The sequence below is a fragment of the Micromonospora maris AB-18-032 genome (genome assembly GCF_000204155.1).
GTDB classification, from domain to species: Bacteria; Actinomycetota; Actinomycetes; order Mycobacteriales; family Micromonosporaceae; genus Micromonospora; species Micromonospora gifhornensis.
Genome location: NC_015434.1, coordinates 3,288,984 through 3,301,501 on the forward strand (window position 1 = coordinate 3,288,984; position 12,518 = coordinate 3,301,501).

14 protein-coding genes are annotated in these 12,518 nt (G+C 71.2%); 10 read left to right on the forward strand and 4 right to left on the reverse strand.

What is annotated here, in order from left to right:
* Nucleotides 1–107: 107 nt before the first annotated feature.
* A complete protein-coding gene (locus VAB18032_RS14575) occupies nucleotides 108–1,703 on the reverse strand; it encodes a GMC family oxidoreductase (protein WP_013733619.1) in 1,596 nt (531 codons plus the stop codon).
* A 242-nt stretch (nucleotides 1,704–1,945) separates the two neighbouring features.
* On the opposite strand from VAB18032_RS14575, the gene VAB18032_RS14580 reads away from it, so the two are divergent.
* The 3 genes from VAB18032_RS14580 (at nucleotide 1,946) to VAB18032_RS14590 (ending at nucleotide 4,034) form a co-directional block, all read left to right on the forward strand.
* Nucleotides 1,946–2,611: a hypothetical protein gene (locus VAB18032_RS14580; protein ID WP_148272279.1), complete on the forward strand. Its 666-nt coding sequence runs from the start codon at nucleotides 1,946–1,948 to the stop codon at nucleotides 2,609–2,611.
* Nucleotides 2,612–2,706: 95 nt separating this feature from the next.
* Complete coding sequence (locus tag VAB18032_RS14585; protein WP_013733621.1) at nucleotides 2,707–3,216, forward strand: sigma-70 family RNA polymerase sigma factor; 510 nt, start codon at nucleotides 2,707–2,709, stop codon at nucleotides 3,214–3,216.
* Nucleotides 3,213–4,034 carry an RICIN domain-containing protein gene (locus VAB18032_RS14590; protein WP_013733622.1) on the forward strand — a complete coding sequence of 274 codons (822 nt, stop codon included), beginning with the start codon at nucleotides 3,213–3,215 and terminating at the stop codon, nucleotides 4,032–4,034. The genes VAB18032_RS14585 and VAB18032_RS14590 overlap by 4 nt, the downstream gene beginning before the upstream one ends.
* A gap of 143 nt (nucleotides 4,035–4,177) precedes the next feature.
* On the opposite strand, the gene VAB18032_RS30765 is transcribed toward VAB18032_RS14590, so the two are convergent.
* Genes VAB18032_RS30765 through VAB18032_RS14595 form a run of 3 tightly spaced genes read right to left on the reverse strand, consistent with a single transcriptional unit; the run spans nucleotide 4,178 to nucleotide 5,793 of the window.
* Nucleotides 4,178–4,444 (reverse strand): hypothetical protein, encoded by a 267-nt coding sequence (locus VAB18032_RS30765; protein WP_013733623.1) that lies wholly within the window; start codon nucleotides 4,442–4,444, stop codon nucleotides 4,178–4,180.
* On the reverse strand, nucleotides 4,441–4,587 hold the full coding sequence (locus tag VAB18032_RS32115) for a hypothetical protein (protein ID WP_013733624.1): 147 nt from the start codon (nucleotides 4,585–4,587) through the stop codon (nucleotides 4,441–4,443). The genes VAB18032_RS30765 and VAB18032_RS32115 overlap by 4 nt, the downstream gene beginning before the upstream one ends.
* Nucleotides 4,588–4,620: 33 nt before the next feature.
* On the reverse strand, nucleotides 4,621–5,793 hold the full coding sequence (locus VAB18032_RS14595; RefSeq protein WP_013733625.1) for an MFS transporter: 1,173 nt from the start codon (nucleotides 5,791–5,793) through the stop codon (nucleotides 4,621–4,623).
* Nucleotides 5,794–5,834: 41 nt separating this feature from the next.
* On the opposite strand from VAB18032_RS14595, the gene VAB18032_RS14600 reads away from it, so the two are divergent.
* The 7 genes from VAB18032_RS14600 to VAB18032_RS14630 all read left to right on the forward strand — a co-directional run bounded on the left by VAB18032_RS14600 (nucleotide 5,835) and on the right by VAB18032_RS14630 (nucleotide 12,448).
* On the forward strand, nucleotides 5,835–6,290 hold the full coding sequence (locus VAB18032_RS14600; RefSeq protein WP_013733626.1) for a MerR family transcriptional regulator: 456 nt from the start codon (nucleotides 5,835–5,837) through the stop codon (nucleotides 6,288–6,290).
* A gap of 32 nt (nucleotides 6,291–6,322) precedes the next feature.
* The gene (locus tag VAB18032_RS14605) at nucleotides 6,323–6,976 is read left to right on the forward strand and encodes a M23 family metallopeptidase (RefSeq protein ID WP_050814609.1); all 654 of its coding nucleotides are present in this window, start codon (nucleotides 6,323–6,325) and stop codon (nucleotides 6,974–6,976) included.
* A gap of 81 nt (nucleotides 6,977–7,057) precedes the next feature.
* Nucleotides 7,058–8,593 carry an ABC transporter substrate-binding protein gene (locus tag VAB18032_RS14610; protein ID WP_013733628.1) on the forward strand — a complete coding sequence of 512 codons (1,536 nt, stop codon included), beginning with the start codon at nucleotides 7,058–7,060 and terminating at the stop codon, nucleotides 8,591–8,593.
* 18 nt (nucleotides 8,594–8,611) lie between these two features.
* A complete protein-coding gene (locus tag VAB18032_RS14615; protein WP_013733629.1) occupies nucleotides 8,612–9,556 on the forward strand; it encodes an ABC transporter permease in 945 nt (314 codons plus the stop codon).
* Entirely contained in the window at nucleotides 9,553–10,446 is an 894-nt protein-coding gene (locus VAB18032_RS14620; RefSeq protein ID WP_013733630.1) for an ABC transporter permease, read from the forward strand. Before VAB18032_RS14615 ends, VAB18032_RS14620 begins: the two co-directional genes overlap by 4 nt.
* Nucleotides 10,443–11,429, forward strand: coding sequence for an ABC transporter ATP-binding protein (locus VAB18032_RS14625; RefSeq protein ID WP_013733631.1), 987 nt, complete (start codon nucleotides 10,443–10,445; stop codon nucleotides 11,427–11,429). The genes VAB18032_RS14620 and VAB18032_RS14625 overlap by 4 nt, the downstream gene beginning before the upstream one ends.
* Entirely contained in the window at nucleotides 11,426–12,448 is a 1,023-nt protein-coding gene (locus VAB18032_RS14630; protein WP_013733632.1) for an ABC transporter ATP-binding protein, read from the forward strand. The genes VAB18032_RS14625 and VAB18032_RS14630 overlap by 4 nt, the downstream gene beginning before the upstream one ends.
* Nucleotides 12,449–12,518: the final 70 nt, after the last annotated feature.

The window sequence follows — 12,518 nt, forward strand, 5'->3', positions numbered from 1 at the left end:
CGGATGGTGTCGCGGTCAACGACGGATGGTGTCGCGGTCAACGCCGGTGACAGCCACGCCAGGTGGTCACGTGATCAGCAGGATCAGATGAGCGGATGCGGGGGCGGTCAGCGGTCGGCGCGGATCAGGTCGGCGGCGCGCCAGGCCAGCGCCATCACCGGGGCGTTGAGGTAGCCCGAGACGAGGATCGGCAGAACCGACGCGTCCACGACGCGTAGGCCTGCCACACCGCGTACCCGCAGCCGGGAGTCCACCACGAAGTCGTCGCCCGGCCCCATCGCGCAGGTGCCCACCGCGTGGTAACCGCAGTAGCCGAGGGCGAGCCCCGCCTCGATGATCTCCTCGTCGTCCTGTACCGCCGGGCCGGGCAGCGTCTCGGCGACGATCCGCTTGGCGATCGGTGCCGTGCCGAACAACTCCCGCACCCGCCGGAACGCGCCGACGGCGACCCGACGGTCATGCGGGGCGGTGAAGTAGTTCGCCACGATTGCCGGTGCGGTGCCAGGGTCCGCCGAGGTGATTGCCAGGCTGCCTTCGCTCTCCGGCCGGGTCACCGTGACCTGGGCCATCAACCCCGACTCCGACTCCAACTCGATCGCCCGTCCGGGGCGTCGGGGTGCTGCCGAGAAGGGCGCGAGCAGCAACTGCGCGTCGGGGTGCCCGACGTCCGGCGCGGAGCGGAAGTACGCCCCGACGTCGTACACCGGTAGGGCGAGCAGCCCCCGTCGAGTGGTCAGGTAGCGCAGCATCTCGCGGGCCTGCCCGAGTGGGCTGCTCAGGCGGGCGTTGTAGCCGGCCCGGCCCGCCAGCCGGAACTGCATGGGCGTGGTGCGGTGCTCGCGCATGCCGACCCCGACGCGCGGCCGGTCCGCCAGCACCGGGACACCGGCCCGGCGCAGGGTCTCGGCCGGCCCGATGCCGGAGACCTGCAACAACTGCGGGGTGGCGATCGCCCCGGCGGCGAGGACCACCTCGGCGGCGGCCCGATGCTCGACACTCCGGCCGCCCTGGCGGGTGCATACCCCGACCGCCTGACCGTTCTCGATCAGGATGCGTACCACGACGGTGTCGACCACGACGGTGAGGTTGGGTCGGTTGCGGACCGGATGCAGGAAGGCGTCTGCGGCGTTGCTGCGGCGACCGTCGCGGATGGTCGCCATCAGGTAGCCGATGCGTTCGTCGTCGGTGGCGTTGAGGTCGTCCACCCGCTGCCAGCCCAGTTCCACCCCGGCCGCGATGGCGTTCTCGCTGATCTCGTCGGTGCCGGTGGCGGTGGACAGGCGCAGCGGCCCGCCGACGCCGCGCACCTGCGAGGCGCCGAGCGGATTGTCCTCCAGGCGCTTGAAGATCGGCAGCATGGTGTCCCAACCCCAGCCGGGGTTGCCGAGACGTTCCAACTCGTCGTAGTCGAGCCGGTCGCCGCGGCCGTACACCATGCCGTTTATCGAGCTGGACCCGCCGACCAGCCGGCCGCGCTGCCAGACCTCCTGCTGGCCCGCTCGGACCTGCGCCGGGTAGTGCCAGGCGGTGCGTCGGTCGTCCATCAGCCGGCTGAAACCCTTGGGAATGCGGACCCAGGGGCTGCGGTCCCAGCCGCCGGCCTCGATGAGCAGGACCCGCGTGCCCGGGTCCTCGGTCAGCCGGTTCGCCAGCACACAGCCGGCCGACCCCGCACCCACCACGATGTAGTCGAACTCCGCCATGCTGGCCCCCGATATTGGCGTGTCTCGCTGCCACACACCGTATTGCGTCGGTCACGGCAGGGAAAGGGTGGGGGCGGAGGCCGTCCTGTCAGCAGCCGGCAGGGGTGTCCGCAATGCCCGCCGAGAAATGCGGCGGATCGGTGAAACCCGCTGCCGGCGCTACGCGTCATCAGGCTGAACGACCGAGGACCAGCCGCCGGCAGGGCAGATGGCCTCGACAGGCGAGGCAGCCGGGAGGAACCGTGGTGGTGGGTAGATGGCTCGCTGGAGCGAGCCTGGTGGCGCTGACAAGCGTCGCCGCGACCGTGTACGGGGTAGCGTCGGCGTCCGAAAACGACACACCGACGCCGAGCGCGGTGGCCGTCGATGCGCCGGCTGCGGCGGCGCCGGTGGCTGGCTTGCGGCCGCCCGGTGCCGGCAAGGGGCGGCCGACACCGCAGCCGACCCCGAGCATCGACGCCGTGCTCTCCGGCAAACGCCGGGTCACGATCGTACGGGTGGGCGCGTTCGAGGGCGGTCTGTCCCTGCTCGACGGTGGCCGGCTGGCCGAGGTCGACGACGACCGGGGTCGACAGGTGTTCGTGCCGACCCCCCTCGGCTCGGGCGAGTTCCTGATGAAGGCGTACTACGGCGGCGGCACCGGCAAGCCGATCTGCTGGCAGGCACACAACCCGCAGAACACCCAACCGCTGTACGTGCGGGGTGCCACCTGCCGGGCGAACGACCCGGCACAGCGGTTCGTCATCACCGCCGCCGAGGGTGGTGGACCCCGTGAGTACGTGATCAGCAACCGCTGGGCGTACCTGCGAGACTCGGTACGATCCGGGCTGATCCTGGAGGAGTTGGGTGACGCCGCACCGTTCAGCAGCTTCCGGTTCAACGACACCGGCCCGGCCCCGCGCACGTGACCGGCCCGGTGACCCGGCCGTCCACCCCCGGCCGGGTCACCAGTGTGACCAGACAGTTGACGGATTCAACCGGGTCGGGTGGGAGACTTTGATCGATGCGTGACGCTGCGGAGTTCGACGCCTTCTACTCCGCGTCCGTGCAGCGGGTGCTGGGACAGCTGTACGCGATGATCGGCAACCGGGCCGAGGCCGAGGACGCGGTGGCCGAGGCGTACGCCCGGGCCTGGGACCGGTGGGCGACGGTGCGCGAGTGCGACAGCCCGGAAGCCTGGGTGCGCCGGGTGGCCTACCGGGTGGCGGTGAGCGCCTGGCGCAAGACCGTCAACCGGCTGCGCGCCCACCGGCGGGACGCCACCGGGCAGCAGGTGGAGGCCACCTCGGTCGACCACGTCGCGGTGGTGACGGCGCTGCGGCGCATCCCCACCGAGCAGCGTCGGGTGGTGGTGCTGCACCATCTGGTCGGCCTCAGCGTCACCGAGATCGCGACCGAGGTGGGCAGCAACGAGAACACCGTCAAGACCCGGCTGGCCCGGGGCCGCCGGGCGCTGGCCGCCCATCTGACCGAGGAGAGCAGTCCCCACATGGACGGAGGGCGCAGCACGTGAGCTTCGACAACCAGCTCGACGACGCCCTACGGGCACTGGCGCGCGACGGCGGGCAGGACAGCCGGATCCCCGCCGCCACCGACATCCGGCGACGCGGCGAAATCCGCCGCCGACGCCGCCGGACCGCCTCGGTGGCGCTCGCCGCCACCGCGGTCGTCGCGCTCGGCGCGGGCGTCGCACTGGCCCGCCTCGGCGGCTCCACGCAGTCGATGCCGATCGACCCGGCCGGTCCGTCCACCGTCATCGGCCCGTCCACCAGCCCCAGCGTCGATCCGTCGCGCCCGTCGACCTCGCCCACGGGCTCGCCCGACTCGTCCACGGGGTCGCCTGATTCACCTGATTCGTCCACCAGTTCGCCGGCCGTGCCGCCGAGCACCGATCGGCTGCTGTCCGGCACCCGCCAGGTCGCCATCGTGCGCACCGACGCGTTCGAGTCGGCGGTGTCGATGCTCGACGACGGCCGGCTGGCCGAGGTCGACGGCGTCGAGGGCCGCCGGCTGTTCGTGATCACGCCGCAGGGCCCCGGCACCTACCAGATCCGCACCGCCGCCGACCCCGACACCGACCTGACCGACACCTGCTGGGAGGTCCGCTCGGCAGGCAGCCAGCCGCTGCGCGTCGAAGGCGTCCCCTGCGACCAGGACGAACCCCGACAGCGTTTCTCTCTCGACCCCGCCGCCGGAGGCACGTACCTGATCAGCAGCAACTCGGCGTACCTGCAGAACTCCCCGACCCGAGGCCTGATCCTCGAAGAGGCCGGCGACGCCCCGGTAACCGCCCGCTTCCGCCTGGTCGACAACGGCCCCGCCCCCAAGTAACCCCCTTCCCCACCCACTCGCCCCGCCCGATCGCCCCGCCCGATCGCCCCGCCCGATCGCCCCGCCCGATCGCCCCGCCCGATCGCCCCGCCCGATCGCCCCGTCGATCATGGAGTTTTGGTCGCCGGAATGTGGCATATCAACTATTTGTCCCGACCGAAACTCCATGATCGACGGGAAGGGGGCGTGGGGGAGAGGGCGTCTGGGGTGGAGGGAGGGTTGGGCGGGACCCAGCGGGTCTGCTTGATCGTGGTGAGCACGTCGCGGGCGGCGGCGGCCACGGCACAATCCGGGACGCGGCAGAGGGGGCAGCGGCCGTCCGGGCCGGGCTGGTGGTCACGCAGGGTCCAGCGGGCGGTCAGGGTGAGCCGGTTGAGGACCTGGGCCAGGGTCAGGAAGGGGGCGGTCATCCTCGGGTCACCCCCAGGGTGGCGGCGAGCGCGAGAATCGTGGCCGGGGCGTCGGGGTGACTGAGGGTGTCGGCGAGCACCTGCCGGGCGGCGGGCCGGTGGCGTACCTCGGCGGGCGCGATCCGGTCGGCTTCCAGCAACATCGGCGGGCACCGTCGGAGCCGTTCTCACCCACTTCACCGCCGTAGCAGTGCTCCCGGTGACCGTTTGCTCGGCGATGACGACCGGGCGATGCCGGTGGCGATGATGGTCGCACCGAGTACGGAGACGGCGGCGACCGGGCCGATCCAGGCGGGGCCGAACCCGATCGCGAGCACCGTCCCGCCGAGCGCGGCGCCGAGGGCACCCGCCGCGCCGGCGACGGAGATGTTCACCGCCGCGATCAGGCCGGTGGCACCCGCGTCGACCTGGCCCATCAGCCAGGTCTGGACCAGCGGTACGACCAGGAACGCCGCAGCACCCAGCAGAGCCAGCCCGGCCAACGCCGGTGCCGTCGTGGGTAGCAGGAGCGGCTGGGCGAGCAGGATCAGCGCCAGGGCGCCGATGGCGTACGGCAGGCGGCGGGTGATGGCGTCGGGGCGTACCCGGCCGGCGAGCAGGTTGCCGACGATGGTGCCCAGGCCGTAGCCGACCAGGCCGACGCTGACCCAGCCGGGGCTCAATCCGGTGACGGTACGCAGCATCGGGGCGACGTAGGTGAAGGCTGCCACGAAGCCGGTAAGCGTGAGCAGGGTGACGCCGAGGCCGGCGAGGATGGCCGGACGGGTCAGCGCGCCGACGCTGTCGCGGATCCCGGCCGGTGGCACGGCGACGATCCGGGGGCAGAAGACGACGACGCCGAGCAGCCCGACGGCGGCCAGGCCGGCGACGACCACGAAGGTGACCGGCCAGCCGTACGCCGCACCGATCAGGCTGCCCAGCGGCAGACCGAGCACGGTGGCCAGGGCGAAACCGCCGAACACCCGGGCCACCGCGGCGGTCTGCCGCTCGGGCGGCACGGCCGCCATGGCGATCTGGGAGGCCACGGCCATGAACAGCGCCTGCGCCAGCGCCGACCCCAGCCGGGCCGACAACAGCATGGCGTACGACGTGGACATCGCGCTGGCCGCCGCCGACACGGTCGCCAGCGCCATGGTGGCGGCGAGTAGTTCCCGGCGGGGTAGCCGGCGGGTCAGCAGGGCCGTGACGGGGCCGCCCACGGTCACCACGATCATGTACGCGGTGATCAGTTGCCCGGCGGCGGGCACCGAGACCCCCAGGTCGACGGCGACCTGGGGGAGGAGGCCGACCAGCACGAACTCGGCGGTGGCCACGGCGAACGAGCAGACGAGGAGTACATAGATGATCACAGACGGACGCTAAAGCCTGACATCGACGTTAGAGTCAAGCCATGCGGATCGGTGAGTTGAGCGCCCGTACCGGCGCCTCGGAGCGGATGCTGCGCTACTACGAGGAGCAGGGGCTGCTCAAGCCCGAGCGGACCGCCTCGGGCTACCGGGTCTACGCCGACGCGGATGTCGACCGGGTGGCCCGGATCAGGTGCATGCTGTCGGCCTCGCTGCCCTCGGGCGTGGTCGGGCAGGCGCTGCGCTTCCTGCTGGACGGGCGTGCGGCGATCCCCGACGAACCGGCCGACCGGGCTCGGCTGGCCGAAACCCTTGAGAGCGAACTGGACCAGTTGACCGAGAAGATCGCGTCGTTGCAACACAGCCGGGAGTTGCTCGCCACCTTCGTCGCCGACGTACGCGGGGACGCGGTGGGACCCGGCCGACCGGGCGACCCGGGTGCCCGGGTGGTGCGCCGATCGGTAAGCAAGGCGGGACCGGCGACCGGCCGCGCCCGCTGACCGTCCGAGCAGCGGCGTTGTGGGCGTCTGAGATGCTTCGGGGCGTGACGACCGGCCACCCCCGCTCACACCGTCGCCGCCGCAGACGTCTGCCGTGGCTGCTGCTGGTCGTCGGTCTGCTGGGGGTGCTCGGCGCGGTCGCGTACGTGGTGGTGCCGCAGGTGTTGCCGCCGGGGCCGCGACCGTTGTTCCAGATGCCGGTGGGCTGCGGGGAGACCTGGCAGGTGGGCACCTATCCCGGTCACGGTGACAACGACGTGGATTTCTTCCCCCTCTCCGGTGACCCGTGGGGGCAGCCGGTGCTCGCCTCGTACGAGGGCACGGTGACCGTGGCGGGCATCAACGGGTCGCTCGGTGGGCGTACGCCGGAGAATCCGGATGGGCCTCGGGGCCGCGGTGGCGGCTACTGGGTGAAGATCGACCACGGCGGACGGTGGGAGACCCAGTATCTGCACCTGCTCGAACCGCCGATGGTGCAGGTCGGGCAGCGGGTCGCCCAGGGTCAGCAGATCGGGCGGATCGGCAGCACCGGCAACTCCGGGGCCCCGCATCTGCACTACGAGCAGCGTGCGGGCTGGCAGAAGGTGGAGACCTGGTTCGACGGTCAACCGTCCGGTATCACGCACGACGATGCCGAGTACACCGTGCGGCTGACCAGCAAGAACTGCGCCGCTGCCGGTAATTGACGCCGATCATGCCCTGCCAGATGCCCGGTTAGCGGCTAGCGTGGGGTCAGGCAGTGGCCGCAGGATCCCTGGGGGAGGACCATGTCCAGCACCAGATTCGGGTTGGCCGGCGCGACGCTCGCCCTGCTGCTCACCGTGTCGGTGGGTTGTAGCGCGGGGGAGGGCGTCGATGTCGACGGCGGGAACGAGGCCGGCGCGGGGGGTGTCCTGAACGCCGCCATCGGTGGTGAACCGGATCAGCTCGACCCGCACAAGACTTCGGCCTACTACAGCTTCCAGGTGCTGGAGAACGTCTTCGACACCCTGGTGGAGCCGGACGCGAACCTGGAGATGCAGCCGTCGCTGGCCACCGGGTGGACCACCAGCGACGACCAGCTGACCTGGACGTTCACCCTCCGCGAGGGGGTCAAGTTCTCCGACGGTACGCCGTTGACCGCCGAGGACGTCGTCTACTCGTACAACCGGATCATCGACGAGAAGCTGAACACGGCGTACAAGTTCGGCACCGTCAAGTCGGTGGCCGCGTCGAACCCGACCACCGTGGTCATCACCCTGTCCGCGCCCACCCCGAATCTGCTGGCCAACCTGGGCGGCTTCAAGGGGGTGGCGATCGTGCAGAAGGCCAACGTGGAGTCCGGCGAGATCACCACCAAGCCGATCGGCAGTGGACCCTTCGCCATCGGCGGCTACACCTCCGGCGACAACATCCAGTTGGTCCGCAACGACAACTACTGGGGCGAGCGGCCCAAGCTCGACGGGGTGCGGTTCACCTTCGTCAGCGACCCCACGGTGGCGTTGCAGAACCTACGCGGAAACGAGGTGCAGTGGACGGACAACCTGCCCCCGCAGCAGGTGCCCGCGCTGCTCGACGGCGACGAGCCGACCGTCGAGTCGGTGCCGTCGACGGACTACTGGTACCTGGCCCTCAACCAGGCGCGTAAGCCGTACGACGACGTCAACGTGCGCCGGGCGATCGCGTTCGCGCTGGACCGGGAGGCGATCACCAAGGCCGCCAAGTTCGGGCTGGCCACGGTCAACCAGACGGCGATTCCGCAGAACAGCGCCTTCTACTACGAGTACGCGCCGTACTCGCACGACCCGAATCAGGCCCGGCAACTGCTCGACCAGGCCGGGGTCAATGACCTGACCATGGACCTGATGGTGACCAGCGAGTACCCGGAGACGGTCACCGCCGCCCAGGTCATCGCCTCTCAGCTGGCAGGGATCGGCGTCAACGTCAAGATCCGTACGCTGGACTTCGCGCAGTGGCTCGACGAGCAGGGCAACGGCAACTTCGACTCGTTCATGCTCGGCTGGCTGGGCAACATCGACCCGGACGAGTTCTACTACGCCCAGCACCACAGCGGCGGCACGTTCAACTTCCACAAGTACAACAACCCCGCCGTCGACCAACTGCTGGACCGGGCCCGCACGCAGACCGACCAGGGCGCCCGCAAACAGCAGTACGAGCAGGTGGCCAAGCAGATCGTCGACGACGCCAGCTACATCTACCTCTACAACCCCGACGTGGCGCAGGGCTGGTCGAAACAGGTCACCGGCTATCAGGTACGCACCGACCGGGCGATCCGGTTCCGCGACGTGGCGTTGACCAGGTGAGCGGGCAGGGGACCGCAGGTGGCCCGCTTCGTCATCCGCCGACTGCTCCAGTCCTGCGTGGTGCTGCTCGGCGTCACCCTCGTGGTGTTCCTGCTGCTGCAACTGGTGCCGGGTGACCCGGTCCGGGTGGCGCTGGGCACCCGGTTCGACCCGCAGACCTACGAGGCGCTGCGGGCTCGGGCCGGGCTGGACCAACCCCTGGTGGTGCAGTACTTCGACTATCTGCGGCGGGCGCTGACCGGCGACCTGGGGGTCAGCTTCCGCAGCGGCCGGCCGGTCACCGCCATCGTGCTGGAGCGGTTGCCCGCGACGCTGTCGCTGGCCGTGACCGCTGTGCTGTTCGCGTTGGTGATCGCCCTGCCGCTGGGCATCGTGTCGGCCATGCGCAGCGGATCGGTCGTCGACCACGCGGCGCGGGTGTTCAGCCAGTTCGGTGTCTCCGTGCCGGATTTCTGGATGGGCATCATGGGCATCCTGCTCTTCGCCGGGGTGCTCGGCTGGCTGCCGCCGTCGGGCTACGTGGCGTTGACCGAGGACCCGGCCCGGTGGGCGTCGCACATCGCCCTGCCCGCGGCGACCGTGGGCCTGGTGACCGCGTCGATCCTGACCCGGTTCATCCGCTCGTCGATGCTTGAGGTGCTGTCGGAGGACTACGTCCGTACCGCCGAGGCCAAGGGTCTGCGGACCCGGGTGGTGGTGTTGCGGCATGTGCTGCGCAACGCCCTGATCCCGGTGGTCACCGTGGTGGCGGTGCAGTTGGCGAGCCTGCTCGGCGGAGTGATCGTGATCGAGGTGCTGTTCGCCTGGCCGGGCATCGGCCGGCTCACCTTCGACGCGGTACAGGCCCGCGACTATCCCGTACTCCAGGGGGCGGTGCTGCTGGTCGCGGCGCTGTTCCTGCTGGTCAACCTGTTGGTGGACATCCTCTACGCCCGCCTCGACCCGAGGATCACGGTCAAATGAGCGCGCCGACGGTCAACCCGAGCGAGGGGCAGTTGCGGCGTGCCGTGTCGGCGTTGCGCCACGACCCGCTGGCCCTGACCGGCACCGCGGTCCTGGTGCTGCTGGTCGTGGTCGGGGTGGCCGGGCCGTGGCTGGCACCGGCCGGCATCAACGACGTGGACGTCGACCGGATGCTCCAGGCGCCCAGTTGGGCGCATCCGTTCGGCACCGACGAACTCGGCCGCGACGTGCTCAGCCGGGTCATGGTCGCCGCCCGGGTGTCCCTTCAGGTCGGCGCGGTCAGCGTCGGCATCGCCCTGGTCGCCGGGGTCACCCTCGGCCTGTTCGCCGGCTACTACCGGGGCTGGCTGGACAACCTGCTGATGCGCTGCATGGACGTGCTGTTCGCGTTCCCGGTGCTGCTGCTCGCGGTGGCCATCGTGGCGGTGCTCGGACCGGGCCTGCTCACCGCGATGATCGCCATCGGGGTGGTCTACACGCCGATCTTCGCCCGGGTCACCCGGGCCGGTGTGCTCTCGGTGCGGGAGCAGGTCTTCGTCCGGGCCGCGGTCTCCATCGGCGCGTCCGACCTGCGGATCATGCGCCGGCACGTGCTGCCGAACATCGCCGCGCCGCTGATCGTGCAGACGTCGCTGTCGCTGGCTTTCGCGATCCTGTCCGAGGCGGCGCTGTCCTTCCTCGGTCTCGGGGTGCAGCCACCCGCCCCCGCCTGGGGTCGGATGCTCTACGACGGTCGGGGTTTCGTCACCGACGCCTGGTGGCTGGGCGTCTTTCCGGGTGCCGCCATCTTCTGCACCGTGCTGGCGTTCAACCTGGTCGGTGACGCGCTGCGCGACGTGCTCGACCCCCGTCAGTTGACCGTCAACGAGGCCAGGAGGAGCACCGGATGAGCGATGCCGTACTGGCCGTGTCGGGGCTCACCGTCACCATCGGCACCCGGCGCGGTCCGGCCCGCGCGGTGGCCGGGGTCGACTGGTCGGTCCAGGCGGGGCAGACCCTCGCCCTGGTCGGCGAGTCGGGCAGCGGCAAGAGCATGAGCGTGCTCGCCGCCACCGGCCTGGCACCGCGCGCCGCCCGGGTGACGGGCGGCGTACGGCTGCTCGGTGAGGACTTCACCGCGTTGCCGGCGGATCGGCGGCGGCGGATGCGGGGTCGGCACGTCGGATTCGTCTTCCAGGATCCGATGACCTCGCTCAACCCGGTGCTCACAGTCGGTCGGCAGGTCGCCGAGGCCGGCGAGGAACATCTCGGGCTGACCCGGCGGGCCGCCCGCACCCGCGCCATCGAACTGCTCGACCTGGTCGGCATCCCGTCGGCCGCGCAGCGGGTGGACGCCTACCCGCACCAGTTCTCCGGTGGCATGCGCCAGCGGGTGGTCATCGCCATGGCGTTGGCCTGCGAACCGGATCTGCTGATCGCCGACGAGCCGACCACCGCGCTGGACGTCACCACCCAGGCCCAGATCGTCGAGCTGGTCGCCGACCTGCAACAGCGCCTCGGCACCGCGGTCGTCTGGATCACCCACGACCTGGGCGTGGTCGCCGGCATCGCGGACACCGTGGCGGTGATGTACGCCGGGCGGATCGTCGAGCAGGGGCCGGTCGACGCGGTGTTCGACCGGCCGGGGCACCCGTACACCTCGGCTCTGCTCGCCGCCCGACCCGAGCCGGGGGCCGGCGGTGGCGACCTGGTCACCATCGCCGGCGCGCCACCCAGCCCGCACGAGCTACCCGCCGGCTGTGCCTTCTGGCCCCGCTGCCCGGTGCGCGGCGACGCCCGATGCGAGCACGAGCTGCCGCCGCTGGTCCCGGTTGCCGGCGCACACCACGTCCGCACCTTCTACCCGCAGCAACCCGACGGGGAGGGCCGATGAAGCGCGGTGAGGTGCAGGTGCCGACGCAGCGCGGTGCGACTGAGGCGGTCGCCGAGCTCGACGACCTGCGGGTCTGGTTCCCGACCTCGGCCGGCGTGGTCCGGGCGGTCGACGGGGTGTCGTTGCAGGTCCGCCGGGGCGAGACGCTGGGGCTGGTGGGGGAGTCGGGCAGCGGCAAGTCGACCACCGGTCTGGCGCTGCTGCGCCTGGTCGATCCCACCACGGGCAGCGTCCGGGTGGCCGGGCAGGACGTGACCGGCTGGTCGCGTCGCCAGCTGCGGGCGCTGCGGCGTCGGGTCGCCATGGTGTTCCAGGATCCGCAGGCGTCGCTCGATCCACGCCGTACCGTCGGGTCCAGCATCGCCGAACCGTTGATCGTGCACCGGCTCGTCGACTCCTCCGCCGCTCGTCGTCGCCGCGTCGAGGAACTGCTCGACGCGGTGGGTCTGCGTCGGGACCTGGCCGACCGGCACCCGCATGAACTCTCCGGCGGCCAGCGGCAGCGGGTGGGTATCGCCCGCGCGCTGGCCGGCGAGCCGGACCTGATCGTCCTCGACGAGCCGATCGCCTCGCTCGATCTCAGCGTGCAGGCGCAGATCATGAATCTGCTGCGCGGGCTGCAACGGGACCTGGGACTGACCTACCTGTTCATCGCCCACGATCTGGCCGCCGTCGAGCACATGAGCGACCGGATGGCGGTGATGTATCTGGGTCGCATCGTGGAGAGCGGCACACCGGCGCAGATCTGGCGGGAGCCGGCGCATCCGTACACGGCCGCGCTGCTGTCGGCGATTCCGGTGGCGGATCCGCGGGTCGAACGGGAACGTCGGCGGGTCATCCTCAGTGGGGACATCCCCAGCCCGGTCGACCCGCCCAGCGGCTGCCGGTTCCGGACCCGCTGCCCGCAGGCGCGACCCGACTGTGCCGAGACCGATCCGGCGCTGGTCGAGGTCGCCGCCGGGCACCGGGCCGCCTGCCTGTACGCGGGAGAGGCCGTACGGGCGATGCGCGTCTCCTGACCCCTCCGCCGGCACCGTGGCTCTTGACGCGCCGTACGACGTTGTCCAGTATCCCTATATGTTCGATGGA

What these genes read in the sequence shown, in the direction of transcription:
- VAB18032_RS14575 (WP_013733619.1), bottom strand. Translation starts at nt 1,703, where the DNA reads ATGGCGGAGTTCGACTACATCGTGGTGGGTGCGGGGTCGGCCGGCTGT.
- VAB18032_RS14600 (WP_013733626.1), top strand. Translation starts at nt 5,835, where the DNA reads ATGCGGATCGGTGAGTTGAGCGCCCGTACCGGCGCCTCGGAGCGGATG.
- VAB18032_RS14610 (WP_013733628.1), top strand. Translation starts at nt 7,058, where the DNA reads ATGTCCAGCACCAGATTCGGGTTGGCCGGCGCGACGCTCGCCCTGCTG.
- VAB18032_RS30765 (WP_013733623.1), bottom strand. Translation starts at nt 4,444, where the DNA reads ATGACCGCCCCCTTCCTGACCCTGGCCCAGGTCCTCAACCGGCTCACC.
- VAB18032_RS14630 (WP_013733632.1), top strand. Translation starts at nt 11,426, where the DNA reads ATGAAGCGCGGTGAGGTGCAGGTGCCGACGCAGCGCGGTGCGACTGAG.
- VAB18032_RS32115 (WP_013733624.1), bottom strand. Translation starts at nt 4,587, where the DNA reads ATGTTGCTGGAAGCCGACCGGATCGCGCCCGCCGAGGTACGCCACCGG.
- VAB18032_RS14605 (WP_050814609.1), top strand. Translation starts at nt 6,323, where the DNA reads ATGCTTCGGGGCGTGACGACCGGCCACCCCCGCTCACACCGTCGCCGC.
- VAB18032_RS14585 (WP_013733621.1), top strand. Translation starts at nt 2,707, where the DNA reads ATGCGTGACGCTGCGGAGTTCGACGCCTTCTACTCCGCGTCCGTGCAG.
- VAB18032_RS14620 (WP_013733630.1), top strand. Translation starts at nt 9,553, where the DNA reads ATGAGCGCGCCGACGGTCAACCCGAGCGAGGGGCAGTTGCGGCGTGCC.
- VAB18032_RS14625 (WP_013733631.1), top strand. Translation starts at nt 10,443, where the DNA reads ATGAGCGATGCCGTACTGGCCGTGTCGGGGCTCACCGTCACCATCGGC.